We start from the raw sequence: 24,012 nt of genomic DNA, 5'->3' as shown, positions 1-24,012 counted from the left end.
ACAGCCTCTAACACACTTCAGCCGTACGGAGATCCACTCAGCCATGTCTGCCATGTCCGTGACTCGCCTCACCCTCCGCCGCGCCGGCACCGTCACCGCCCTCACCGCAGCGTCCGTCCTCGTCGCCGCCGGTGTCGCCGCCGCGCATGTCACCGTCCACCCGGAGAGCTACGCCAAGGGCGCCACCGACGGTGTGCTCACCTTCCGCGTGCCCAACGAGGAGGACACCGCCTCGACCACCAAGGTCCAGGTCTACCTGCCCACCGACCACCCGGTCCTGGGCGTCCTCGTCACTCCGCAGGACGGCTGGACCGCCAAGGTGACCACCACCAAGCTCAAGACGCCCGTGAAGACCGACGACGGCACCATCACCGAGGCCGTCTCCGAGGTCACCTGGACCGGTGGCAAGATCGGCGCCGGCCAGTACGAGGACTTCAATGTCGCCTTCGGGCAGCTGCCCGAGGACACCGACCAGCTGACCTTCAAGACCCTGCAGACCTACTCCGACGGCAAGGTCGTCCGCTGGATCGAGGAGGCCCAGAGCGGTGCCGACGAGCCGGAGAACCCGGCGCCGACGCTCAAGCTGACGGCGGCGGGTGACGACGCCGGGGCCTCCTCCACCGCGTCGGCGACGAAGAGCAGTGCCAAGGCGACGACCGCCTCCGCCGACACCAGCGACTCCACCGCCCGGGGGCTCGGCATCGCGGGCCTGATCGTCGGCGCCCTGGGCCTGGCGGCGGCCGCGTTCGCCTTCGTACGGACGCGGGGCGGCGCACGGTCGTAGCCCACGCGTGCGGGCCGACACCCGTACGCCGGCACAGAGAGAGGGCCCGAACCATCCCCCGGTCCGGGCCCTCTTCCTGTGCCGTCGGCTAGCTCATCGCACCGCGGCCAGCTCCCGGACCTCCACCCCGGCCTCCGCCGGTGCCTCCACCAGCTCCGCCTCCACCGGCGTCATCTCCTGCGCGACCGCCGTCCGCGAGTTGCGCCACAGCCACACCACGTCCCGCCCGAACGACCACAGCAGCGAGCCCAGCGCCAGCAGCACCACGCCCAGGTTGGCCAGGTACGGCAGCAGGTCCGAGCCCGCCAGCAGCAGGCAGACGCCCTGCATCGCGGCGACCGTCTTGCGGGCCATGGAGTGCGGCAGCTGGGCGTTCAGCCAGGGCGCGGCCTTCGCGGCCGCGACGAACGCGTAGCGCATCCCGCCGATCAGCAGCACCCACGGGCCGAGCTGCATCGACACGTACACGCTCAGCACCAGGATCAGGAACGCGTCGACCTCCATGTCGAAGCGGGCACCCAGCGCGGTCGACGTGCCCGTGCGGCGGGCCACCTTGCCGTCGACGCCGTCGAGGATCAGGGCCACGGCCGTCAGGCCGACCAGGAGGGTGACCGGCGTGGAGCTCTCGAAGGAGTCGGCGACCAGGGCCGTCACACCGCCGACCAGGATCGCGCGGCCCAGGGTGACCCGGTTGGCGGGACCGAAGGAGCGGGGGCGGGTGCGGTGCAGGGCCCGGGAGAGCACCGCCCAGGTGGCTATCGCGAACGCGAGACCCACAAGCCAGCCGGCCGGCCCCATGCCGATCGCCGAGCCCAGCAGGGCCAGCAACAGGATCTGTACGCCCGCTCCCACAGCGGTCTCCTGCTGGACCAGCCTGGCTTCGTAAGTGTTGTTCAGGGCCACCGCACGTCCTCCGGCCGAATGACAGAGTCGATCAACGCCGCGTACTGTGCGCGGCCTGTGCACTTCTCGCTGTGCACTTCTCGGTACGTGAACCACTTCCCGATCGTTCAGGAGGATGCCGATGAACTCGTCGGCCCGCGCGTTCTGGCTCCGCTCCCCGGGCCACGGAGAGCTCCGCGACGTCACCCTCGCGGCGCCCGGCGAGGGTGAGGTCCTGGTGCGCTCGCTCTACTCGGGAGTCAGCCGCGGCACCGAGACACTGGTGTTCCGCGGCGGGGTCCCGGAGAGCCAACACGCCGTGATGCGGGCGCCGTTCCAGGAGGGCGAGTTCCCCGGACCGGTGAAGTACGGCTACCTCAACGTCGGCGTCGTGGAGGACGGCCCCGATGGGCTGATCGGGCGTACGGTCTTCTGTCTGTATCCGCATCAGACGCGTTACGTCGTTCCGGTGAACGCGGTGACGGTGGTACCGGAGCGCGTACCCCCGGCGCGCGCGGTACTCGCGGGCACCGTGGAGACCGCCGTGAACGCCCTCTGGGACGCCGCCCCCCTGGTCGGCGACCGCATCGCGGTGATCGGCGGCGGCATGGTCGGCTGCTCGGTCGCCGCCCTCCTCGCCCGCTTCCCCGGCGTACGGCTCCAGCTGGTCGACGCCGACCCGGCCCGCGCCAAGACCGCCGAGGCCCTCGGTATCGGCTTCGCGGCCCCCGAGGACGCCCTCGGCGACTGCGACCTGGTCGTCCACGCCAGCGCCACCGAACAGGGCCTCACCCGCGCCCTGGAACTCCTCGCGCCCGAGGGCACCGTCCTCGAACTGAGCTGGTACGGCGACCGGCGTATCGCCCTTCCGCTCGGCGAGGCCTTCCACTCCCGCCGCCTCACCGTGCGCAGCAGCCAGGTCGGCACCGTCTCCCCGGCCGCCCGGGCCGGCCGCAGCTACGCCGACCGGCTCGCCCTGGCCCTGGACCTGTTGGCGGATCCGGCGCTGGACGCCCTCATCACGGGAGAAAGTGCGTTCGAAGAGCTACCGGAGGTGCTCCCGAAACTCGCCTCCGGGGAGATCCCGGCCCTCTGTCACCGGGTGCGCTACGCAGACATCCGCTGACGGAACGTCCAATGGGCCCGCCAAGAGCGCCTGACCTGAGAAAAGAGTGAGAGTGGACTGAACACGGGGAAGCCAAGAGCCGTACTAAGGGCATCCCCCGGCAGGGATCAGCCGAGGGACCAGACGCGCCGCACCTGGAGGGTCGTCCGTTGTTCAGCATCACCGTCCGCGATCACATCATGATCGCCCACAGTTTCCGCGGCGAGGTGTTCGGGCCCGCGCAGCGACTGCACGGCGCCACGTTCCTCGTGGACGCCACCTTCCGCCGCGAGCAGCTGGACGACGACAACATCGTCGTCGACATCGGCCTCGCCACCCAGGAACTCGGCGCCGTGGTCAGCGAGCTGAACTACCGAAACCTGGACAACGAGCCCGACTTCGCCGGGATCAACACGTCCACGGAGTTCCTCGCCAAGGTCATCGCGGACCGGCTCGCCGAGCGGATCGAGAAGGGCGCCCTGGGCGAGGGCGCCAGGGGCCTCGCCGGACTGACCGTCACCCTCCACGAGTCGCATGTCGCCTGGGCGAGTTACGAGCGTGCCCTGTGACCGACATGGCCATCGACCGGAAACCGGCCGCCCTCACCTACGTGCCCGCGCCGCGCCCGGCCACCGCCGACACCAACTCCCCGGCGAACATCGGGATCCTTCCCATGTCCCTGCGTACCGTGCACTTCGTCATGCCGGGCGGTGTCGACGACCCGGCCCAGCCGAGCGGCGGCAACGCCTACGACCGGCGGGTCTGCCTGGACCTGCCCGGCTTCGGCTGGCAGGTCACCCGGCACATCGTGGCCGGCTCCTGGCCGCGCCCCGGGCAGACCGCCCGCGACTCCCTCGCCCGCACCCTGCGGGAACTGCCCGACGGTGCCGTCGTCCTCCTTGACGGCCTGGTCGCCTGCGGGGTCCCCGAGATCGTCGTACCGGAGGCCGAACGGCTGCGGCTCGCGGTCCTCGTGCACCTCCCGCTCGGCGACGAGACCGGGCTTGACGCGGCCGTGGCCGCCGACCTGGACGCCCGCGAGCGCGCGGTGCTGCGCGCCGTGCCCGCCGTGATCGCGACCAGCGACTGGGCGGTACGACGGCTGGTCTCGCACCACGGCCTCGCCCCCGACCGCGTCCATGTCGCCGCCCCCGGCGCCGACATCGCCCCGCTGGCCAGCGGCACCGACGGGGTCTCGCACCTGGTGTGCGTCGCCGCCGTCACCCCGCGCAAGGGCCAGCACCGGCTGGTCGAGGCCCTCGCCGCGGTCCGGGACCTGCCGTGGACCTGCACCTGCGTCGGCGGGCTCGGCCAGGACCCCGAGTACGTCGCCCATCTGCGGTCGCTCATCGCGAAGCACGGGCTGACCGACCGGCTGCACCTCGCGGGCCCCCGCGCCGGCGCCGAACTCGACGCCAGCTACGCGGCCGCCGACCTGATGGTCCTCACCTCGTACGCCGAGACCTACGGCATGGCGGTCACCGAGGCCCTCGCCCGGGGCATCCCGGTGCTCGCCACCGACGTCGGCGGTCTGCCCGAGGCGCTCGGCCGCGCCCCCGACGGCGGGGTGCCCGGCATCCTCGTCCCGCCGGAGAACCCCGCCGCGCTCGCTGTCGAACTGCGCGGCTGGTTCGGCGAGGCGGACGTACGCCGTCGCCTCAAGGCCGCCGCGCGCGGCCGGCGGGCGGCGCTCGACGGCTGGGCGGCCACCGCCCGCAGTCTGGCCGGAGTCCTGCTGCGGCTCCCCGACGAACCCAGGAGGGCGGCATGACCAGCGAGGCGACGACCACTACGACCGCTACTCCGGTCGGCGCGGTCCCCGCGCAGCCGGGGCCGAGGGATGTTACGGATGCAGGAGTGGGACGAGAGCGCGAACACATGCCTTCCGAGGTGATTCCCGGGGCCGGACCCGTCGTACGTGCGGGCGAGCGGGCCACCGTGCGGCTGCGCGAGACCGGGCCCGAGGAGCCGCCGCGGTACGCCCCCGAGTGGCTGGAGCTGCGCGAGAGCGCGGACGCGGCCGCCCGCGCGAACGATCTGCTGGACCCGCTGCGGATCCGGCTCGCCAACCTGCCCGGCAAGGCGGGCGGTCTGGTCGTGCACGACCTGGGCTGCGGGACGGGGTCGATGGGCCGCTGGCTGGCACCCCGCCTTGACGGCGCCCAGCACTGGATCCTGCACGACCGCGACCCCTACCTGCTGCACTTCGCCGCCGTCGCCTCGCCCCGCGCCGCCGCCGACGGCAGCCGGGTCACGGTGGAGACCCGGCGCGGTGACGTCGCCCGGCTCACCCCCGACGCGCTCATAGGCGCCTCGCTGGTGACCGCCTCCGCCCTCCTCGACGTGCTCACCCGGGAGGAGGTCGACACACTCGCCGAGGCCTGCGCCGGGGCCGGCTGCCCCGCGCTGCTCACCCTGTCCGTCGCCGGCCGCGTCGACCTCACCCCGGCCCACCCGCTGGACAAGGAGATCACCGAGGCGTTCAACGCCCACCAGCGGCGCGGCGGGATGCTCGGTCCGGACGCGATCACCGCGGCCTGCGAGGCGTTCTCCGACCGGGGCGCCACCGTGAAGGTGCACCCCAGCCCCTGGCGGCTCGGCCCCGACGAGAAGGCGCTCACCGAGCAGTGGCTGCGCGGCTGGGTCGGCGCCGCCGTCGAGGAGCGTCCCGAACTGGCCGAGCGTGCCGAGGCCTACCTGGCCGAGCGGCTCGCCGCCAACGCGGCCGGTGAACTGCGGGTCCTCCTCCACCACAGCGACCTGCTGGCGCTCGCCCGGCCCACCGGAGGCTCCTCGTGACCACCCCCACCCTGGTCCGGGAGACCCCGGCCGTCGCCCCGGTGAGCGTGCCCCGGCGCCTGAGCCTCCGCGCCGTCCGCACCCACCTGGGCACGGTCGCCGGAGCCGCCATCATCGGTGTGCTGCTGTGGCGGCTCGGCACCGGCGTCTTCCTCGACGGACTGCGCCGCATCGACACCCCGACCCTGGTGCTCGGCCTGGTGATCGGCGCGATCACGACCGTACTGAGCGCCTGGCGCTGGCAGTTGGTGGCCCGGGGGCTCAACCTGCGGCTGCCCCTCGGGCCCGCCGTCGGCGACTACTACCGGGCGCTGTTCCTCAACGCGGCGCTGCCCGGCGGGGTGCTCGGCGATGTGCACCGGGCGGTGCGGCACGGGCAGAGCGAGGGCGACGTCGGCCGCGGGGTCCGCGCGGTCGTCCTCGAACGGACCGCGGGGCAGATCGCGTTGACGGTGTTCGGCGTGAGCGCGCTGCTGATCCTGCCCTCGCCGGTCCGCGCGGACGTGCGCAGCTTCGCCCCGCTGGTGGCCGCCGGTGTGGCGGGCGCCTGCGCGGTCCTGGTCGCCGTGCGGATGAACAAGGCCCCGGGCAAGCGCGGCGGGGCCCTGCGCTCGACCCTCGCCGAGGCCCGCCGTGCGCTGCTGTCTCGGGAGAACGGTCCGGGTGTCGCCCTGTCCTCGGGGACCATCCTCGCCGGGCACGTCGGCATGTTCGTGGTCTCCGCCCGGGTCGCCGGCTCCGCCGCGTCGGTGGCGGCGCTGACGCCGATCGCGGTCCTGGCCCTGGTCGCGATGGGCCTGCCGCTGAACGTCGGCGGCTGGGGCCCTCGCGAGGGTGTCACCGCCTGGGCGTTCGCCGCGGCCGGCCTCGGCGCGGACACCGGGCTCGCCACCGCCGTCGTCTACGGCGTCCTCAGCTTCGTGGCGGCCCTGCCCGGTCTGGTGGTCCTGGTCGTGCGCTGGTATGCCGGACTGCGCTACTCCCGCTCGGCGGTGAGCAGTTCGAAAACCGCGCCGAAGGAATCGGCGAGGGCGGCGAGGAGTTCTTTCCCCTTTTCCGCCGAACCCAGGGAAGGGCGACCGATGACGCCCGACTCGGTATAGGCGGACATTCCCAGGGTGAGGAGATGACGACGGTCGTCAGCGGTGAAATCGGCGGACTCGTGACCAGGGCGGACCAATTCGGGATGAGCGTGCAGCAGAATGGAGGTCTCGATTTCTCCGGCATGCATGTCGGTGAGCGCGGAGGTCTCCACCCCGGCCCGCTCCAGCGCCGTCTCCCAGTCCTCCGCGGCCGGGTACAGCGCCAGCCGCTCGCCGCGCGCGGACGCCTCCTGCACGACGTTGCCGAGCACGTAGTTGCCGCCGTGGCCGTTGACCACGACCAGCGCCTCGACGCCCGAGCGGCGCAGCGAGTCGGCGATGTCGTTCACCACCGCGTGCAGGGTCACCGACGAGATGCTGACGGTCCCCGGCCAGGCCGCGTGCTCGTGCGAGCAGGACATCGTCACCGGCGGAAGGAGATGCACCGGGAAGGCGGCGGCGATCTCCCGGGCGACGGCACAGGCGACAAGGGTGTCCGTAGCGAGCGGAAGGTAGGGGCCGTGCTGTTCGAAGCTCCCGACGGGAAGGACGGCGACCTGAGTTGAAACGCCCGCCCCCCTGGTCCGTACCTCTTCCGTAGTGTCCGCCGGCAACAGACCGTATGCCGCCGTACGCGCGCCCGAACCACTCATCTTTTCACGGCCTTTCGTCTCTGCTTAGGAATCAGATCATGACAGAAAACATCGGCGTACTCGGCACGAAGTCCGCACGGCGTTCGGGCGTGGAACGCGTCGTGAATGCACCGCTGCCCACCGTGTACGGGAAATTCCAGGCGATCGGCTACCTGGACCACGACCGCGGCGACGAGCAAGTGGCCCTCGTCTACGGGGACATCGACAGCGACCGGGTGCTGACCCGGCTGCACTCGGAGTGCCTGACCGGGGACGCGTTCGGCTCCCAGCACTGCGAGTGCGGCGACCAGCTGGCCGCGGCCCTGCGCGCGGTCGTCGCCGAAGGCAGCGGCATCGTCGTCTACCTGCGCGGCCATGAGGGCCGCGGCATCGGACTGCTCGCCAAGCTGCGCGCGATGGCCCTGCAGGCGGAGGGCCTGGACACGGTCGAGGCGAACCTCGCGCTCGGACTGCCCGTCGACGCCCGCGACTACGGGGTCGCCGCCGGCATCCTGCGCGACCTCGGGGTGAGTTCGGTACGCCTGATGTCCAACAACCCGCGCAAGCGCGAGTCCCTGGTACAGCACGGCATAGAGGTTGCCGAAACGGTCCCGCTGCTGATCGAGCCGTGCGAGAACAACATCACCTACCTGCGCACCAAGCGGGAGCGCCTGGACCATGTGCTGCCCCACCTGGACGCGGTGGCGCACTGGTCGTGAGGTACCGGGCGGCTCCCCGGGGAAGGATCGGGGGAGACCGACAGGAGGTACACGCGTGAATCTTCGGGCCCAGGTCGTGATCATCGGCGGCGGGGTGATGGGTACCAGCATCGCCTACCACCTCGCGAGCGCGGGCGTCCGCGACGTCGTCCTCGTCGAACGCGACGAGCTCGCCGCCGGATCCACCTCGAAGGCCGCGGGCGGGGTGCGCGCCCAGTTCTCCGACGAGCTCAACATCCAGCTGGGCGCGCGCAGCTTAGAGGCCTTCGCCCGCTTCGGGCAGGAGATCGGGTACGACATCGGGCTGCACCGCGTCGGCTACCTGTTCCTCCTCTCCACCCCCGAGGAGGTCGCCTCCTTCGAGGCGGGGGTCCGGCTGCAGAACCACCTCGGCGTGCCCAGCCGGATGCTCACCCCGCAAGAGGCGGCCCGGCTCTCCCCGTTGATCGCCACCGAAGGACTGCTGGCCGCCGCGTACTCCCCGGACGACGGCCACTGCACTCCGGAGTCCGTCGTGCACGGCTACGCGGCCGCCGCCCGCGCCCACGGCGCCCGCGTGCTGCGCCGCACCGAGGTCACCGGCATCGAGCGGGACGGCCCCTATGTCACCGCCGTGCACACCACCCTCGGCCGGATCGCCACCGAGACGGTGGTCTGCGCGGCCGGGCCCTGGTCGAGGGCGGTCGGCGCGATGGCCGGCGTCGACCTCCCGGTGCAGCCGCTGCGCCGCCAGATCGCGGTCACCGAACCGGTCCCGGGACTGCCGCCGACGCTCCCCATGACGATCGACTTCACCACCAGCCTCTACTTCCATGCCGAGGGCCCGGGCCTGCTGCTCGGCATGTCCGACCCCGACGAGCGGCCGGGCTTCGCCACCGACACCCACGACCGCTGGATCCCCCGCCTGTACGAGGCGATGCAGCGGCGCGCCCCGGCCCTGCTCGACCTGCGCCGCACCGGCGGCTGGGCCGGCCTGTACGAGAACACTCCCGACCACAACGCCCTGATCGGCGAGGCGACTTCGGTCTCCCGGTTCCTGTACGCCACCGGGTTCTCCGGCCACGGCTTCTTGCAGGGCCCGGCCGTCGGCGAGGTGATCCGCGACCTGTACCTGGGCCGGGCGCCCTTCCTGGACGTCCGTCCCCTGAGCGCCGGCCGGTTCGCGGCCGACGCCCCACGCCCGGAGGGCAATCTGGTCTGAGGCCGGCGGCTCAGTCCTGGATCGTCTCGTGGACCAGCCGGCGCAGGTCCGGGAAGACCTTCAGGGTCTTGGGCCGCACCTGGGTGTGGAACTGCACGGTCAGATCGTGGGTCGGGTCGACCCAGAACGCGGTGGTGGCCGCCCCGGTCCAGCCATAGGCGCCGGGGCTGCTCGGCGCGAGGGTACGGGCCGGGTCGATCACCACGGAGACGCCCAGGCCGAAGCCGAGGCCGTCGTTGCCGGGCTCCTGGTGGACGGGGGCGCCGAAGGAACGCAGATCGGTGCCGCCGGGCAGGTTGTTGCGGGAGAGCAGGCCGACCGAGGCGGGGGAGAGGAGCCGGACGCCGTCCAGCTCGCCGCCCCGGCGCAGCATTTCCATGAAACGGTGGTAGTCGTACGCCGTCGCGGCGAGGCCGCCGCTGCCGGACAGGAAGCGGGGGCGGCCGCGCAACGGCAGCCCGGGGATCGCCTCGATGGCGCCGCCCTCCGTCTCGCCGTACAACTCGGAGAGCCGGTCGGCCTGTTCGGGGACGATGTGCAGGCCCGCGTCCGGCATGCCGAGCGGGCGGAAGATCCGGTCCGCGAAGAACTCGTCGAGCCCCTGCCCGGAGACCACCTCGATGACCCGGCTGAGCACGTTGAAGCCGACGGAGTAGTTCCACCGGGTGCCCGGCTCGAACTGCAGGGGCATGCGCGCGTACACCGCCATCGTCTCGGCGAGGTCCGCGCCCGACGGCACCGAGAACTCCAGGCCGGCCTCCCGGTAGAGGGCGTCCACGGGGTGCGTGTGGTAGAAGGCGAAGGTCAACCCGGCGGTGTGGGTGAGCAGATGACGGATCAGGATCGGGCCGTCGGCCGGCCTGGTCACCGTGTCGGCACCCGAACCCGACACATACACCCGGGGATTGGCGAACTCGGGGAGGAAGCGGTCGACCGGATCGTCCAGCGACAGCAGGCCGTCCTCCGCCAGCAGCAGTATCGCCACCGCGGTGACCGGCTTGGTCATGGAGTAGACCCGCCAGATGGTGTCCGGCTCGACCGGCAGCCCCGCCGCGCGGTCGCGGTGGCCGTGGGAGGTGAGGTGGGCGACCCGGCCGCCGCGCGCCACGGCCACCAGGTAGCCGGGCAGGCGCCCTTCGTCGACGTAGTGGGCGAAGTGCTGGTCGAGGCGGTCCAGCGCCTTCACGTCCAGCCCGACCTCACTGGGGTCGACTTCCTGTCGCAGCTGTGCCATCGCTCTCCTCCGGTCGTGTCGTCCGCGGTGCGGTCCGACCTCGGACCTCATCGTCGCGCAGGAATGGGGGAACGGTCCCGCTCATCCGTGTGTGGTGTGACCGACGCTATAGAAGAGGCGCCGGGCAGCGAACGTGCGAGCGCCACGCCGAACACGGCCAAAGCGGCCAGTACGAGCAGCGGTACCACGGTCCCGGAGCCCAGCAACGCGCCCGCCACGGCCACCCCGAGCGCGGGACCCACGTTCAGCGCGGTCTGCTGCGACCCGCCCGCCACCCCGGCCGAACCGGCGTCCGCCTGCCGTACGACGACATGGGTCGCCGCCACCATCACCGTCCCGAACCCGGCGCCCAGCAGCGCGAATCCGCCGTACAGGGCGGGGCCGGCCGACGGCCGGGTCAGCAGCAGGACGCCGAGCGCGAGGAGCGCCATCGCCGAGGCGACGGTACGGCGCGGGCCGAGGCGGCGCAGGAGTACGGGGCACCCGGCGGCGGACGCCACCATCAGCACCGCCAGCGGCAGACTGCGCAGCGCGCTGGCGAACGGGTCGAGACCGAGAGTGCGCTGGAGGACGTACACGCCGACGAAGAGCGTGCCGAACAAGGCCGCCGACGCGGCGACCAAAATGCCCAGGGCCGCCCCGACCGCAGGGGCTCCGACCAACCCGGGCGGCAGCAGTGGGCTCGGCGTCCGCCGCTCGTGCCGTACGAACGCCACCCCGGCGACCACGGCCACGCCGAGGCTCACCGGCGCTGCGGTGACCAGCCCGTACACCAGCCCGGCCAGCGTCACCGCGAGCAGCACCGCCCCCGGCACGTCCAGCGGGCTCCGGACCACCGGCTCCCGCTCCTCCTCCCGCCCGGCCAGCACGAGCACCCCGAAGAGCGCCGTCGGCAGCACATGGAGGAAGAACACCGCCCGCCAGCCCAGCCCCGTCACCAGCGTCCCGCCGAGCAACGGCCCCGCGGCGGCCGCCAGTCCGACGGCCGCGGTCCGCAGGGCCAGCGGCCTGGCGAGCCCGTCCGGCGGATACGCGGTCCGGAGCATGCCGAGCGTGGCAGGTTGCAGCAGCGCCCCGAACGCCCCCTGCGCCACCCGCAGTCCGATCACCCAGCCGACTCCCGGCGCGAGGCCGATGCCCGCGGAGGCGGCGCCGAAGCCGAGCATCCCGAGCCCGAACATCCGCCGCTGCCCGTACCGGTCGCCGAGCCGCCCGGCGAACACCAGCAGGCTCGCCACCGTGATGAGATAGGCGGTACTGGTCCACTGCACCTCGGCGAAGGAGGCACCCAACTCCCTCTGCAGGGTGGGCTGCGCGACCGTGAGGACGGTCCCGTCCAGCGCGACGACCACGGCGCCCGCCACACTGCTCGCCAGCGTCAGCCGCCGGTTCACCGTCCGGCCTCCGGCCCGAGGTGCGCGTCCAGTGCGGCCCGCAGCAGCGGCCCGAAGTCGTCGGAACCGGTGGCGAGTTGGAGACTGCCCCAGTTCCACAGCTGGGCGATGCCGTGCAGGTTCGCCCACAGGGCGCCCGCGACGAGCCGCGCGTCCACGCTGGGCCGGGCCCGGCCGACCAGGTCGGCGAGCAGCCCGAACAACGGCAGGCTGGTCTCCCGCAGGCGCAAGCGGCCGCTCTCCAGCAGGTCGTGACGGAACATCAACTCGTACATGCCCGTGTTGTCCCTCGCGAACTCCAGGTACACCCGCGCCAGTGCGGCGACTTGCGCGCCCGGTGCCGCCGTCCCGACGCCCAGCGCCGCCTCCGAGCGCACGGCCAGCTCGGTGAAGCCCCGGCGTGCGATGGCCGAGAGCAGTTCGAGATGGGTGGGGAAGTAGCGGCGCGGCGCCCCGTGCGAGACCCCCGCGCGGCGGGCGATCTCCCGCAGGGTCAGCGCCTGGGCACCCTCGGCGGCCACCAACGCCACGCCGACGTCGACCAGCCGGTCCCGCAGACCTGTGTCGGACTCTGTCATAGACACTGTCTACCAGTCGGCCGTAGACAGTGTCTACCGTCTTGCCCGGAAGGGAATGGAAGGGAATGCCGGACGGCCGCGGCGGGGTTGTCCCTCGTATGACCCAGGACACTCTTCTGAAGCTGCTCGCCGAAGGTCACGCCGGGGTGCTGGTCACCCTCAAGAGCGACGGCCGCCCCCAGCTGTCCAATGTCAACCACGCCTACTACCCCGACGAGCGGACCGTGCGCGTGTCGATCACCGACGACCGCGCGAAGACCCGCAACCTGCGCCGCGACCCCCGCGCCTCCTACCACGTCACCAGCCCCGACCGCTGGGCCTACGCGGTCGCCGAGGGCACCGCCGAACTGTCACCGGTCGCCCAGGACCCGTACGACGAGACCGTCGAGGAACTCGTCCGCCTCTACCGTGACGTCCAGGGCGAGCACCCCGACTGGGACGACTACCGCGCCGCGATGGTCCGCGACCGGCGGCTGGTGCTGCGGCTCCGCGTCGAGCGGGCGTACGGCATTCCGCGGGCGTAGGCCCGAGGCGGCCGGGTCCCGGCCGGGGCGTGGCGTGAATGCGCCGGGATCCGGGTTGACGGGGCATCGCCACAGGGGGCTCGAATCCGTCCTGTGGACGGCCGGGGGCGTTGTCACAATGAGTGGCCCGTCGACCTAGCCACGGAGCTGACCATGCGTAGACCCGCAGTACTGCTGGCCGTTGCCGCAGCCCTCGGCATCCCGTTCACGGCACCGGCCGCCACCGCGGCGGCCGCCACCCCGACGACCGAGGTCGTCTGCCAGGACTGGTCCGCGTATCCGCAGTACATCCGTCACATCTACCTGAACGCCGACACCCCCACGGGGGCCAAGGACTTCGACGAGCAGCCGGTGACCCTCACCTGCTACGAGTGGTCGGGGTCGACTCCGGCCACGGTCTCGTACTCCATCAGCTACGTCATGAACGGGGTGGACCATCCCGACGGCGCGACGGGCATCCTCACCATGGGGCACGGCTTCGTGTGGACCCCCGTCATGCCGGGCTATGTCTACCGGGCGAGTTTCACGCTCGTCACCTGACACGGCGGACGCACTCATGATCCCGGAGTCCCGTCGGGGAGCCTCCTGGGGCCTGCGGTCCAGGGCGATCGGCCGATGGCCGCGCCGTCCCCGGACGCCTGGGCGTGCTCTGCGAGCGCGGCTGGTCCAACGCGTAGCGCCCGGTGCTTGCCGCCGCACTCTCCCGGGGCTAGCCTCCGCGGGTGATCAATGGGGCACATGTGGTGATCTACACGCGTGACGCCGAGGCGGACCGTGCTTTCCTCCGGGACGTGCTGGGCTGGCCGCACATCGACGCCGGACACGGCTGGCTCATCTTCCGGCTGCCGCCGGCCGAGGTGGCCTGCCATCCGGCCGACGGCGAGCCGTCGCACGAACTGATGCTGATGTGCGACGACCTGGATGCGACGGTCGCCGAACTCACCGCCAAGGGCGTGGTGTTCAGCCGACCCGTCCAGGTCGCGGCCTGGGGCCGGGTGACGGGCCTCCGGTTGCCGGGCGGAGGCGAGGTCGCCTTGTACGAGCCACGTCACGAGCGCGCCTGACACCGGTCTCCTCTCGCACCCAGGCCTCCAGGCAGTGCGTGAACTCGGCTGCCCTGTCAGCCCAGTTGAAGTGGGCGAGGGCCGCTTCACGGCCGCGCTGGGCGGCGGTGTGACGCAGGATCGCGTCGGTGCTCAGCCGTCGTACCGCCTCCGCCGCCGCGCATGGATCCTCGTACGGGACGACGAGACCGCAGCCGTGCCGCTCCACCATGTCGGCCGCCAGCGGGGTGGGCGTGGTGACGACCGGGACGCCGTGGGCCATGTACTCGACGATCTTGGTGGGCCGTGAGTGCCGGTAGTTGGGCTGGTCGTGGAGGAGGGAGAGCCCGGCCAGGGCGCCGGGGAACAGGGCGAGCGCGCGGTCGTTGGGCAGGAAACCGTGCCAGCGCAGGACGCCGTCCCGGTCGGCCGCGGTCAGCGCATCCCGGACGTCGGGGTCGGCCGCGCCGGCCACCTCGATGCGTATGCCGGGCCCGAGGTGCCGGGCCGTCTCGATCAGGTCCAGCGCACCGCGGGCCCGCGACAGATGGCCGACGTAGACGACGTGTCCGGTGCCCGGCGGTTCGGGCGCCTGGACGGGCGCGGTCGTGAAGTTCGGCACCACCGGGTGGGTGCGGCGGAAGCGCTCCTGGTAGGCGTCCTCGGCCAGCAGCAGCCGCAGATGGCGTTCGGCCAGCCGCTCGGCCGCCCGTACGCCGAGGCGCAGCGGCGGCCTGAGCGCCCGCGGCACCCAGCGTTTCATGGTGAGCGCCGCCGCGGTGTCCTCGTGGACGTCCCAGACGACCACCGGCGCCGTCCCGGACCGCCGCCAGCGGCGCAGGGTGCCGGGCAGGGCCAGGAGCAGTTCCGGGTCGTGGAGGAGGATCAGGTCCGCCTCGTGGCCGCGCCGGGCCAGCAGGGCGCGGGCCGCGCCCACCGCCGTGCGACGGCTGCGGCCGGCCGCCCGGGGCAGGTCGATGCCTTCGAGGTCGGGGCGGGGGCGTACCGAGCGGGCCGAGAACGGCGCCGCGTACACGACCCGGTGCCCGCGGTCCCGCAGCGCACCGATCTGCCGGTGCAGGATGCGCGCGTCCTCGGGGTGGTGGACAACGGTGACGACGAGTATCCGCATCTGAGCGCCTTTCGACTCCGCCGCCCGGAGCCTGCCGACTCCGGGCGGTGGAAGGGGAGTTGCCGCAGAGATCGCCTAGAGCACCTCGACACCGGGCCGGAAGATCCGCCCCCGGGTGTCGAAGAGCAGGCGGGCCTCGTCGCCGAGGACCGGCAGGTCGTAGGCGGAGTGGTCCTGGAGCAGGATCGTCAGGTCGTGCGAGCGCGCGGCGGCCGTGACATCGGTGACCCGCGGCACGGCCTCGCCGTCCACGAACCAGGCGGGCACGAACGGGTCGTGGAAGGCGATCTCGGCCTCCCGCTCCCGCAGCAGCCGGGCCACCGGCACCGCCGGCGCCTCCCGCTGGTCGGCGACGTCCGGCTTGTAGGTGACGCCGAGCAGCAGCACCCGGGAGCCGTGCAGCGCGCGGCCCTCGTGGTTGAGCAGGTCCTGGGCGCGCCGGACGACGTACAGCGGCATGTGCGCGTTGATCTCCCGGGCGAGTTCGACGAACCGGAACTCGTAGCCGATCGAACGCACCTTGTAGGAAAGGTAGTTGGGGTCGATGGGGATGCAGTGGCCGCCCACCCCGGCGCTCGGCCGGAAGGCCTGGAAGCCGAACGGCTTCGTCCCGGCGCAGCGGATGGCGTCCCATACGTCGACGCGCAACTCACGGCAGAGGATGGCGAGTTCGTTGACGAGGGCGATGTTGACGTGCCGGTAGGTGTTCTCCAGGAGCTTGGCCATCTCGGCTTCCCGGGTGCCCTTGGCCTGGATGACGGTGTCGACGAACTTGCCGTAGAAGGCCGCCGCGCGGGCCGCGCAGGCCGGGGTCCAGCCGCCGACCACCTTCGGTGTCCCGCGCAGCCCGTGTGTGGTGTTGCCGGGGTCGATGCGCTCCGGTGAGAAGGCCAGCGCGAAGTCCGCGCCGGCCCGCAGCCCCGACTCCTCCAGGAGTGGTTTGACCACTTCCTCGGTGGTGCCGGGATAGGTGGTCGACTCGAGGACGACGAGCCGTCCGGGGCGCAGTCCGCCCGCCACCGTCGTCGTGGCGGAGGTCACCGCGCGCAGGTCGGGGCCGCCGTCCTCGCCGAGCGGGGTCGGCACACAGATCACGATCGTCTGCGCACGGGTCAGACAGGCGCTGTCCGTGTACGCGGTGAACCCGGCCGCCCGCATCCGGGCGACGTCCTCGTCGGACACGTCGCCCACATGGGAGTGCCCGGCGTTGAGGCCCTCGACGACCCGTGGGTCCAGGTCGAGCCCCGCCACTCTCAGGCCCACCGCCGATGCCTCCCGCGCGAGCGGAAGCCCGACGTAACCCAGCCCGATGACGGCCAGCTCGAAGCCGTCGATCTGTTGTTCGTCCCCGAGCGATTCGCTCAATTCCCCGAGCGGTACGGCCTTTTCGACCTGCATAGGGATTCACTCCGCCCTCGACGGCAGACGCCGTACGGATCCGAAGGGCCCGGAGGACACGGTTCCGGGCGAGGGGCCTCAGACACATCCGAGAGCGCGATACGCCTCCCGGGTCGTGGCAGCGACCCTTTTCCAGGTGCGGTCACGCGCTACCAGAGCGCGGGCGGACGCTCCCCATTCATGCCGCCGTTTTCGACTGTAGAGCAATACTTCGAGAGCTTCTGCCCAAGCCCGTGGGCATTCAGGAGTGATGAGGCGTCCGTTCACCTCGGGTTGCACGAGTTCCCGTAGGGCTGTGAGATCACTGGCCGCCACGGGAAGGCCGCTCGCCATCGCTTCGACCGGCTTGAGCGGGGTGACCAGACGGCAGACCCGTTCGTCGGTGCGCGGCACCGCGAAGACGTCCAGAACGGCGTGGTAGGAGCGCACTTGGCGGTGCGGCACCCGGCCGGTGAAGAGCGCGGTGCCGTCGTCGAGACCGAGCCGTCCGGCGAGCGCCTGGAGCGCCGCGCGCTCGGGTCCCTCACCGACGATCAGCAGCCGCAGCGGGACACCCCGACGGCGCAGTTCGGCACCCGCATGGAGCAATGTGGCGATTCCCTCGTGTGGAGTAAGGCTGCTCACGGTGCCCACCACATAGTCGTCGGCCGCGATGCCGAGCCGGGTGCGCAGTTCCGCCCCGTCCGGGGGCGGGGCGAGGAAGGAGTCGTCGACCGCGTTGGGCACGATCAGGACCCGCTCCTCGGGCACCCCGCGGCCCACGATCTCGGCCTTCATCGCCGTGCCCAGCGTCAGCACCAGATCGGCCCGGCGCATGCAGTACGTCTCCAGGGCGCGCCGGGCGCGGTACGTCTCGTCGTCCGGGCCGCGCCCCGTCGCCTGGGTCAGCCAGGTCTCCTCCAGAAAGCCCCGCACCTCGTAGACCACGGGCAGCCCGTAGGTCTCCCGCAGGGCCAGCGCCACCCGCCCGTTGGCGTGGTCGGTGGCCGCGTGCAGCACGGCCGGCCGCAGCCGCTCCACCAGGCGTCCGGCCAGTTCGGCGTTGCGGGCGAGCGCCGCGCCCTGCCCGTACGGCAGTACGGGCGGCAGCAGCCGGTGCTGCGGCACCCCGTTCACGATCTGCAACGGACGGGCGTCCAGGACGCCCTGCGCCACCGGGAACCCGATCCGGGTCACCACGTGCGGATCGAGCCCGGCCGCCCGCTGCGCCTCGGCGAGGGCCTGGGTGCGCACGGTGTAACCGGCGTGCTTGAACGGCAGCCCGTTGGTGACCACATGGAGCACCCGGCCCGGCTCGGGCCGCACGGACCGCCCGGCGGGCGCCGGGACCCGGGCCGCGGACGGCGCGGCGGCCGGTCCGGCCGTACGGGCCCGGGCGGCGAGCCGCCGCTCGACGCCTTCCAGCCCGCGCCGCACCCGCCCCGGCAGCAGCCGCACGCCGAGCAGCGCGGCCCGCGTGGGGTCGTGCCGCAACTCGCCCCATGCGACCGATGCGGCCAAGCTGAGTGCACGGGGGATGCGACGCGGCTGGTGCCGGGACGGACGTCGGGCCATGTCGCCAAGGTAGGCCGACAGAGCGGAGAACGTACGACATGAACGGCCGCGTACTCCACGTCGTAGGGACCAGACCGAACTTCGTGAAGGCCGCGCCCGTCGTCGCCGCACTGCGCGCGAGCGGGCACGACCAGGTCCTGGTGCACACCGGTCAGCACTACGACGAACGGATGTCGCGCGTCTTCTTCCGGGAGCTGGGCCTGCCCGCCCCCGACACCGACCTCGGCGTCGGCTCCGGCAGCCACGCCCGGCAGACCGCCGACCTGCTGGTGGCCCTGGAGGGCGAGCTGCTCGCCCGCGCCCCGGCCCTGGTCGTCGTGTACGGCGATGTGAACTCCACGCTGGCCGCGGCCCTGGTCGCCGCCAAGCTCGGCATCCCGGTGGCCCATGTCGAGGCCGGGCTGCGCAGCTTCGACATGGCGATGCCTGAGGAGGTCAACCGGCGCCTGGTCGACCAGCTGGCCGAGCTGCTCTTCGCCACCAGCCCCGAAGCCGTCGGCCACCTCGCCCGTGAGGGAGTCGACCCGGCCCGGGTGCACTTCGTTGGCAACCCCATGATCGACACCCTGCTCACCCATCTGGAGCATTTCGACCCGGCCGCCGCCCGCACCGCCCATGGACTGCCCGAGCGGTACGGCGTGGTCACCCTGCACCGTCCGGCCAACGTCGACGACCCCGAGGCGGCCGCGGCCGCCGCCCGCGCCCTCACCGAGGCCGCGACCCACCTCGACCTCGCCGTGCCGCTGCACCCGCGCGGCCGGGAGGCACTGCGCAGGGCGGGCCTCGCCGACGCACCCGGTATCCACCTCCTCGAACCGCTCGGCTACGTCGAGTTCATGGGCCTGGTCCGCGGGGCCGCCGCCGTGATCACCGACTCGGGCGGGGTCCAGGAGGAGACCACCGTGCTCGGCGTCCCCTGTCTGACGCTGCGCACCACGACCGAACGCCCGGTCACCGTCACCCACGGCACCAACCGCCTGGTCCGGCACGGCGAACTCGTCCCCGCCCTGCGCAAGGTCCTGGACGGCCGGGCCGCGCCCGACCCCGACGGGCCGCCGCTGTGGGACGGCAAGGCCGGTCCCCGCATCGCCGGTGTGCTCACCGAGTGGCTGGAGCGCCATGACTGACGCCCCGCGCGCCTCTGAAGCCCCGCGCACCTACGACACCGCACGCGCCGGCGAAGCCCCGCGCCCCCGTGATGCCCCGCGCGCCTATGGCGCAGCACCCGCCGACGACGCCCCGCGCCTCCACGGACCACCCCGCGCCCACGACACCACCCACACCTACGACGCCCCCCGTACCTACTGGGACACCCGGCACCGCGAAGGCGACGACCTCGCCTCCGGCGGCCACATCGGCCTGGACCGCCCCGGCAACGAGATCTTCTACGCGGTACGGCTCGGCCGGCTCCTCACCCTGATCGGCGACCTGTCCAGCCCCGCCTCCCCGCTGTTCGTGCTCGACGCGGGCTGCGGCAAGGGGCACTTCGCCCGCTCCCTCGTCCGCTGCGGCCACCACGTCGACGCCTTCGACGCCAGCGAGGAGGCCGTCACCCACGCCCGCGCCGAGGGCGGCGGCCCCCGCTACGACGTCTCCGCCCTCGACGAGTGGCGCAGCCCCTGGCTCTACGACGTCGTGCTCTGCGTGGACGTCCTCTTCCACGTCCTGGACGACGCGGAGTGGGCGGCGAGCCTGCGCAACCTCGCCTCCCTCGTCCGGATCACCGGCCGGCTGATCGTCACCGACGAGGACACCCAGGAGCCGGTGCCGCGCGGCGACTACATCCTGCACCGCCCCACAGCCGCCTACCGCAGGGAACTTGAGCCCCTCGGCCTGGGCCACACCCTCTTCCGACCCTACGGCTTCCGCGAGAACCGGGTCGGCTTCCATGTCTTCACGAGGACCCGCTGATGCGTCTGACCGATCTGCTCCACCCGCACCTGGACGAGGTCACCTCCGTCGTGGACGCGACGAGCGGCAGCCTGCGTCTCGACCCGTATCTGCACCTCCCGCCGGGCGTCACGCCGACCAGGCACGAACAGCCCGTCGGTGAAGGGGAGTTGCTGCTCCTCTGCCACGGCCCCGACCCCGCCCTGCACGGCGACGAGGCGGACTGTCTCGCCGCGCTGGAACGCATGCGGCCCGGCGGCCGCGGCCTGATCGTCTTCGGCCACCCCGGGACCGACCTGCCCTACCACCGCCTCCTCGACGCCCTGGTGGCCCACCGCTGCCAGGTGCTGCACGCAGCCTCGCTCGGCTACACGCATCTGCACGCCGGCGCGGTGTTCGCATGCACCGAGGAACTCCTGCCGCCTCACGACTGGTTCGGCCGCCCGCTGCCGGCCGACGGTTTCGCCACCGCCCTCAGGATCGCCGACGAGTACGTCCTCGCCGACTTCGTCTCCCGCTCCCAGCGGGCCCGGCTGATCGACCTGGAACGCGCCACCGAGGAGACCGCCCGCGCCCTGGAGACCGCCCGCGAGGACGGTCTCGCCGAGCGCCTGGCTGTCGCCGTACGCGACAAGGACCAGCTGGCGGCCGCCCTGCGCGGGGCCCGGGACAGGGTCGACGTCCTTGAGACAAGGGTGGCCATGCTGGAGGGCTCCACCTCGCTGCGGGTGGGCAAGGCGCTGGTGTCGGCTGCCCGTTCGCCGCGGCGCGGCGCGGTCCGGCTGCCCAGGGAACTGTACGGGCTGTGGCGGCGACGGAACGGCGGCAAGGGGCGGACCTCAGGCTCCCCAGCCGCCGCCCCCGCCCCGGAGACGGGGGCCGACGACCGCTTCCACCTCTCCCACCGCGCCCTGTCCGTGGCGCCCCGGGACCGGCTGGTGATCACCGGAGTGCTGACCGACCGCACCGCCGAGGACTTCGCGGCGGACGCTGTGGTGAGCCGTGTACTGCCGCACGACGGACGGCTGCTGGTCGAACGCACCGACCCGGACGTCTTCCTCGTCCAGCTCAGTGCGTGCACGGACGAGCACGGCCCCTGGGCGCTCACCGGCACCGGGCTCGCCCCCGACCTGGACCGCACGCTCGCCGAACTGATCGGCCAGGCACGGGCGTCGGGCCGTACGGCCGTGCTGTGGCGGGACGGCCCGGCAACGTGCGCCCCCGGTCTCTCCCTACTTCCGTGGGACGCCGTCCTCGACGGCGACACCGGGGTACGGCTCGCCCGGCTGGACCCCGTCACCGACGGCCGGGACCGGATCCGGGACGTCTTCCAGCAGGACAGCACCCGGGTACGGCTGGCCCTGCTCGCCGAACTGGCGGGCGCCCCCGACCCGTTGGACGCCCGCCGGGTCGCCGTACTGGCCGCGCCCCGGGACGCGACCGACGTCGCCCGGCTCGTCGCCCAGACCCTCGGCCAGCAGCACCGGCCCGCCGAGGTGGTCGTCGCCGACCCCGGGGGCCTCGCCCTCGACGAACTCACCGCCGCTTCGGTAACCGTCCACGCCGGACCGCCCACCGCCCCCTGGGTCGCCGACTGGGCGGACCTGACCGAGGACCGCCCGGACACCCTGCTGCTCGACCTGCTCTGTGCCCAGGAGTTCTCGGGCGCGGACGCGGTGGGCCTCACCCCGGCCGCCGACGACTACGCCTTCGTACCGACCCTGCGCCCCCTGCTCGTACGCCGGTCCCTGCTCGACTCCGGTGCCCCGCCGGACACCTGGTCACGCGCCGGGCACCGCCTGTTCGCCGTGCGTGGAAAGGAGCCGTCATGACCCGCACCCTCAGGGCGCTCGTCTACGGCGACGTCGACCTCAACCTCATCGACGGCTCCGCCGTCTGGGCCCAGTCGACGGTCCAGGTGCTGTCCCGGGCGGGCTGCCGGACCCGTCTCGTCCTCAAGGCCCCGGTGGCGACAGGGAGGTTGACCGACCCGCTGGCCGGACTGCCCGGCGTCACGGTGGTGCGCCCCTACGAGGAACACCTCGTCCCGGGCCAGGGCGCCCACCCGCTCTCGCCCCTCCAGGCCTCGCAGTTGCTGGCCCGCCTCGATGCGGCGGAGCCCTGCGACCTCCTGGTGCTGCGCGGCCGCAGGCTGGTACGCCAGGTCGTCGCCGACGGCGCCTTCGAGGGCCGGATCTGGGCCTACCTCACCGACATCCCGCAGTCCCCGGCCGAGATGACCGAGGAGGCCCGCACCGACCTCGCCCGCATCGCCACCGCCTCCCGGCAACTCCTTTGCCAGACCGAGGAGTTGCGCTGCTTCCTGGAGGCCTGGGTCCCGGAGGCCTGCGGCCGGTCCGTGCTCAGCCCGCCGGCCGTACCCGAACCCGGCTTCCCGGTCCCGGAGCGGAACGGCCCGCACGATCCCCTGCGTCTCGTCTACACCGGCAAGTTCGCACCCCGCTGGAACACCCTGCCCATGACCCGGCTGCCCGCGCTGCTCGCCGAACGCGGGGTGCGCACCGAACTCCACACCGTCGGCGACAAGATCCACCAGGATGCCGCGCACCCCGGCTTCGAGACGGCCATGGCCGAGGCGCTGCGCACCACCCCCGAGGTCGTCCACCACGGCGGTGTGCCGCGCGAGGAGGCCATGCGCATCGCCGCCGACTGCGACCTCGGCCTCGGCTGGCGCGATGCCTCCCTCGACGCCAGCCTCGAACTCTCCACCAAGGTGCTGGAGTTCGGTGTCCTCGGTCTGCCGGTCGTCCTCAACCGCACTCCGGCGCACGAGGCGTTGCTCGGCGGCGACTACCCGCTGTTCGTACCGGGCGGCGCGACCCTCTCCGACGCGGCGGACGCCGTCGCCCTGGCCGTACACGACCCCGGGGCCAGACAGCTCGCCGCCGACCGGTGCGCGGCGGCCGCCCGGAAGTACACCATGGAGGCCGCCGCGACCCGCTGGCGCGCCCACCTCGACCGCGCCTTCCCCGCCGCACCCGCCGCCGTCACCACCCGCGCGCGTCCGCTGCGGGTCGGGGTCGCCGGCCACGACCTGAAGTTCCTCACCCGGCTGCTCGACCACTTCCGCGCACTGCCCGGCCTGGAGGTCCGGGTCGACGAGTGGTCCGCGCTCGCCCGGCACGATCCGGCCGCGAGCCGTGAACTCGCCGGCTGGGCCGATGTGGTGGTCGTCGAGTGGTGCGGCCCGGCGGCCGTCTGGTACAGCCGCCACAAGCGGCGCGGCAGCAGGCTGATCGTCCGCCTGCACCGCTTCGAACTCGACGCCGGCTATCCCCGGCAGGTCGACATCGACGCCGTCGACCGGGTGGTGTGCGTCAGCCCCTACTACGCCCGCAGCGCCCACGAGCGCACCGGCTGGCCCGCCGCGAAGATCACCACGATCGGGAACTGGGTCGACGTCGACCAGTTCGACCGGCCCAAGGCGCCCGGCGCCCGCCACCGCCTCGGCATGATCGGCGTCGCGCCCAGCCGCAAGCGCCTCGACCTCGGCCTCGACGTCCTCGAAGCGCTCCGCGCCCATGACCGGCGCTGGCATCTCTCGGTCAAGTCCAAGCCGCCGTGGGAGTACTGGTGGATCTGGAACAAGCCCGAGGAACGCGCACACTACGAGGAGATCCTGCGCCGGATGCAGACCTCGCCACTGCTCGAAGGGGCCGTGGTCTTCGACCGGTTCGGCCCTGACGTGCCGGGCTGGCTGCGCCGCGTCGGCCATGTGCTGTCCACCAGCGACGACGAGAGCTTCCACCTCGCCCCGGCCGAGGGCATGGCCTCAGGGGCCGTACCCGCGCTGCTGCCGTGGCCGGGCGCGGACGAGATCTACGACCGGCGCTGGATCCACGGCACCCCCGAGGCGATGGCCGAGGCGATCGCCGGGCTCGCCGAGCAGGAGGACTGGCGGGCGGCCGGGGAAGCGGCCCGCGGGCAGGTGCGCGAGGGGTTCTCGCTGGACCGGGTGGCGAAGGACTGGACGGAGCTGCTGGTGTCCGGCTGAGGACAGCGGGTTTCCCGCAGCCCGTCGGCTCCGGGAAATCCGTATG

At 72.9% G+C, this 24,012-nt stretch carries 22 protein-coding genes and 1 pseudogene; 15 read left to right on the top strand and 8 right to left on the bottom strand.

Annotation, left to right across the window (positions count from 1 at the left end; all coding sequences use genetic code 11):
- The first annotated feature begins 52 nt into the window (after positions 1-52).
- Complete coding sequence (locus ACIRR9_RS22160) at positions 53-784, top strand: YcnI family protein (RefSeq protein WP_403754354.1); 732 nt, start codon at positions 53-55, stop codon at positions 782-784.
- A gap of 93 nt (positions 785-877) precedes the next feature.
- Here ACIRR9_RS22160 and ACIRR9_RS22155 read toward each other — a convergent pair whose 3' ends face one another.
- On the bottom strand, positions 878-1,687 hold the full coding sequence (locus ACIRR9_RS22155) for a CDP-alcohol phosphatidyltransferase family protein (RefSeq protein ID WP_403754351.1): 810 nt from the start codon (positions 1,685-1,687) through the stop codon (positions 878-880).
- A 121-nt stretch (positions 1,688-1,808) separates the two neighbouring features.
- Here ACIRR9_RS22155 and ACIRR9_RS22150 point away from each other — a divergent pair, with 121 nt between their 5' ends.
- From ACIRR9_RS22150 to ACIRR9_RS22130, 5 genes and pseudogenes are all read left to right on the top strand, one after another.
- On the top strand, positions 1,809-2,792 hold the full coding sequence (locus ACIRR9_RS22150) for a zinc-binding alcohol dehydrogenase (RefSeq protein ID WP_403754348.1): 984 nt from the start codon (positions 1,809-1,811) through the stop codon (positions 2,790-2,792).
- 149 nt (positions 2,793-2,941) lie between these two features.
- Positions 2,942-3,340: a 6-carboxytetrahydropterin synthase gene (locus tag ACIRR9_RS22145; RefSeq protein ID WP_093497951.1), complete on the top strand. Its 399-nt coding sequence runs from the start codon at positions 2,942-2,944 to the stop codon at positions 3,338-3,340.
- 5 nt (positions 3,341-3,345) lie between these two features.
- Positions 3,346-4,542, top strand: coding sequence for a glycosyltransferase family 4 protein (locus ACIRR9_RS22140; protein ID WP_403754444.1), 1,197 nt, complete (start codon positions 3,346-3,348; stop codon positions 4,540-4,542).
- Positions 4,543-4,649: 107 nt separating this feature from the next.
- Positions 4,650-5,570 (top strand): SAM-dependent methyltransferase, encoded by a 921-nt coding sequence (locus tag ACIRR9_RS22135; RefSeq protein ID WP_403754344.1) that lies wholly within the window; start codon positions 4,650-4,652, stop codon positions 5,568-5,570.
- Positions 5,567-6,448: pseudogene (locus ACIRR9_RS22130) on the top strand (YbhN family protein); the annotation flags it as partial. The gene ACIRR9_RS22135 and the pseudogene ACIRR9_RS22130, both read left to right, overlap by 4 nt.
- A 98-nt stretch (positions 6,449-6,546) precedes the next feature.
- Here the strand turns inward: ACIRR9_RS22130 and ACIRR9_RS22125 are convergent.
- Complete coding sequence (locus ACIRR9_RS22125; RefSeq protein ID WP_385681508.1) at positions 6,547-7,305, bottom strand: creatininase family protein; 759 nt, start codon at positions 7,303-7,305, stop codon at positions 6,547-6,549.
- 38 nt (positions 7,306-7,343) lie between these two features.
- Between ACIRR9_RS22125 and ribA the strand changes: the two genes are divergently transcribed.
- Both ribA and ACIRR9_RS22115 read left to right on the top strand, forming a co-directional pair.
- The gene (ribA, locus tag ACIRR9_RS22120; RefSeq protein ID WP_403754340.1) at positions 7,344-8,003 is read left to right on the top strand and encodes a GTP cyclohydrolase II; all 660 of its coding nucleotides are present in this window, start codon (positions 7,344-7,346) and stop codon (positions 8,001-8,003) included.
- Positions 8,004-8,058: 55 nt separating this feature from the next.
- Positions 8,059-9,204 (top strand): FAD-binding oxidoreductase, encoded by a 1,146-nt coding sequence (locus tag ACIRR9_RS22115; protein ID WP_365335087.1) that lies wholly within the window; start codon positions 8,059-8,061, stop codon positions 9,202-9,204.
- Positions 9,205-9,214: 10 nt separating this feature from the next.
- On the opposite strand, the gene ACIRR9_RS22110 is transcribed toward ACIRR9_RS22115, so the two are convergent.
- From ACIRR9_RS22110 to ACIRR9_RS22100, 3 genes are read right to left on the bottom strand one after another with little or no spacing between them, the layout of a single operon-like run.
- Entirely contained in the window at positions 9,215-10,438 is a 1,224-nt protein-coding gene (locus tag ACIRR9_RS22110) for a serine hydrolase domain-containing protein (RefSeq protein ID WP_403754337.1), read from the bottom strand.
- 47 nt (positions 10,439-10,485) lie between these two features.
- Positions 10,486-11,832: an MFS transporter gene (locus ACIRR9_RS22105; protein ID WP_403754334.1), complete on the bottom strand. Its 1,347-nt coding sequence runs from the start codon at positions 11,830-11,832 to the stop codon at positions 10,486-10,488.
- Positions 11,829-12,410: a TetR/AcrR family transcriptional regulator gene (locus tag ACIRR9_RS22100; protein ID WP_403754331.1), complete on the bottom strand. Its 582-nt coding sequence runs from the start codon at positions 12,408-12,410 to the stop codon at positions 11,829-11,831. The genes ACIRR9_RS22105 and ACIRR9_RS22100 overlap by 4 nt, the downstream gene beginning before the upstream one ends.
- A gap of 98 nt (positions 12,411-12,508) precedes the next feature.
- Between ACIRR9_RS22100 and ACIRR9_RS22095 the strand changes: the two genes are divergently transcribed.
- The 3 genes from ACIRR9_RS22095 to ACIRR9_RS22085 all read left to right on the top strand — a co-directional run bounded on the left by ACIRR9_RS22095 (position 12,509) and on the right by ACIRR9_RS22085 (position 13,998).
- Positions 12,509-12,934 (top strand): PPOX class F420-dependent oxidoreductase, encoded by a 426-nt coding sequence (locus tag ACIRR9_RS22095; RefSeq protein ID WP_403754328.1) that lies wholly within the window; start codon positions 12,509-12,511, stop codon positions 12,932-12,934.
- A 153-nt stretch (positions 12,935-13,087) separates the two neighbouring features.
- Entirely contained in the window at positions 13,088-13,474 is a 387-nt protein-coding gene (locus tag ACIRR9_RS22090) for a hypothetical protein (RefSeq protein WP_403754326.1), read from the top strand.
- A 182-nt stretch (positions 13,475-13,656) separates the two neighbouring features.
- The gene (locus ACIRR9_RS22085; RefSeq protein ID WP_123972214.1) at positions 13,657-13,998 is read left to right on the top strand and encodes a VOC family protein; all 342 of its coding nucleotides are present in this window, start codon (positions 13,657-13,659) and stop codon (positions 13,996-13,998) included.
- Here the strand turns inward: ACIRR9_RS22085 and ACIRR9_RS22080 are convergent.
- The 3 genes from ACIRR9_RS22080 to ACIRR9_RS22070 form a co-directional block, all read right to left on the bottom strand.
- The gene (locus ACIRR9_RS22080; RefSeq protein WP_403754322.1) at positions 13,895-15,109 is read right to left on the bottom strand and encodes a glycosyltransferase; all 1,215 of its coding nucleotides are present in this window, start codon (positions 15,107-15,109) and stop codon (positions 13,895-13,897) included. The genes ACIRR9_RS22085 and ACIRR9_RS22080 overlap by 104 nt on opposite strands.
- Positions 15,110-15,184: 75 nt before the next feature.
- Complete coding sequence (locus tag ACIRR9_RS22075; protein WP_403754319.1) at positions 15,185-16,507, bottom strand: nucleotide sugar dehydrogenase; 1,323 nt, start codon at positions 16,505-16,507, stop codon at positions 15,185-15,187.
- A 78-nt stretch (positions 16,508-16,585) separates the two neighbouring features.
- Positions 16,586-18,007 carry a glycosyltransferase family 4 protein gene (locus ACIRR9_RS22070; protein WP_403754316.1) on the bottom strand — a complete coding sequence of 474 codons (1,422 nt, stop codon included), beginning with the start codon at positions 18,005-18,007 and terminating at the stop codon, positions 16,586-16,588.
- Positions 18,008-18,099: 92 nt separating this feature from the next.
- On the opposite strand from ACIRR9_RS22070, the gene wecB reads away from it, so the two are divergent.
- From wecB to ACIRR9_RS22050, 4 genes are read left to right on the top strand one after another with little or no spacing between them, the layout of a single operon-like run.
- The gene (wecB, locus tag ACIRR9_RS22065; RefSeq protein WP_403754313.1) at positions 18,100-19,188 is read left to right on the top strand and encodes a non-hydrolyzing UDP-N-acetylglucosamine 2-epimerase; all 1,089 of its coding nucleotides are present in this window, start codon (positions 18,100-18,102) and stop codon (positions 19,186-19,188) included.
- The gene (locus ACIRR9_RS22060; RefSeq protein ID WP_403754310.1) at positions 19,181-19,972 is read left to right on the top strand and encodes a class I SAM-dependent methyltransferase; all 792 of its coding nucleotides are present in this window, start codon (positions 19,181-19,183) and stop codon (positions 19,970-19,972) included. The genes wecB and ACIRR9_RS22060 overlap by 8 nt, the downstream gene beginning before the upstream one ends.
- The gene (locus ACIRR9_RS22055) at positions 19,972-21,783 is read left to right on the top strand and encodes a hypothetical protein (protein WP_403754307.1); all 1,812 of its coding nucleotides are present in this window, start codon (positions 19,972-19,974) and stop codon (positions 21,781-21,783) included. Before ACIRR9_RS22060 ends, ACIRR9_RS22055 begins: the two co-directional genes overlap by 1 nt.
- Positions 21,780-23,966 carry a glycosyltransferase gene (locus ACIRR9_RS22050; RefSeq protein WP_403754304.1) on the top strand — a complete coding sequence of 729 codons (2,187 nt, stop codon included), beginning with the start codon at positions 21,780-21,782 and terminating at the stop codon, positions 23,964-23,966. Before ACIRR9_RS22055 ends, ACIRR9_RS22050 begins: the two co-directional genes overlap by 4 nt.
- Positions 23,967-24,012 lie beyond the last annotated feature (46 nt).

The organism is Streptomyces sp. NPDC101234, from assembly GCF_044767525.1.
GTDB classification, from domain to species: Bacteria; Actinomycetota; Actinomycetes; order Streptomycetales; family Streptomycetaceae; genus Streptomyces; species Streptomyces sasae.
Note: the sequence above shows the minus strand (reverse complement) of the source record. Positions and strands in the feature narration are given on the sequence as shown.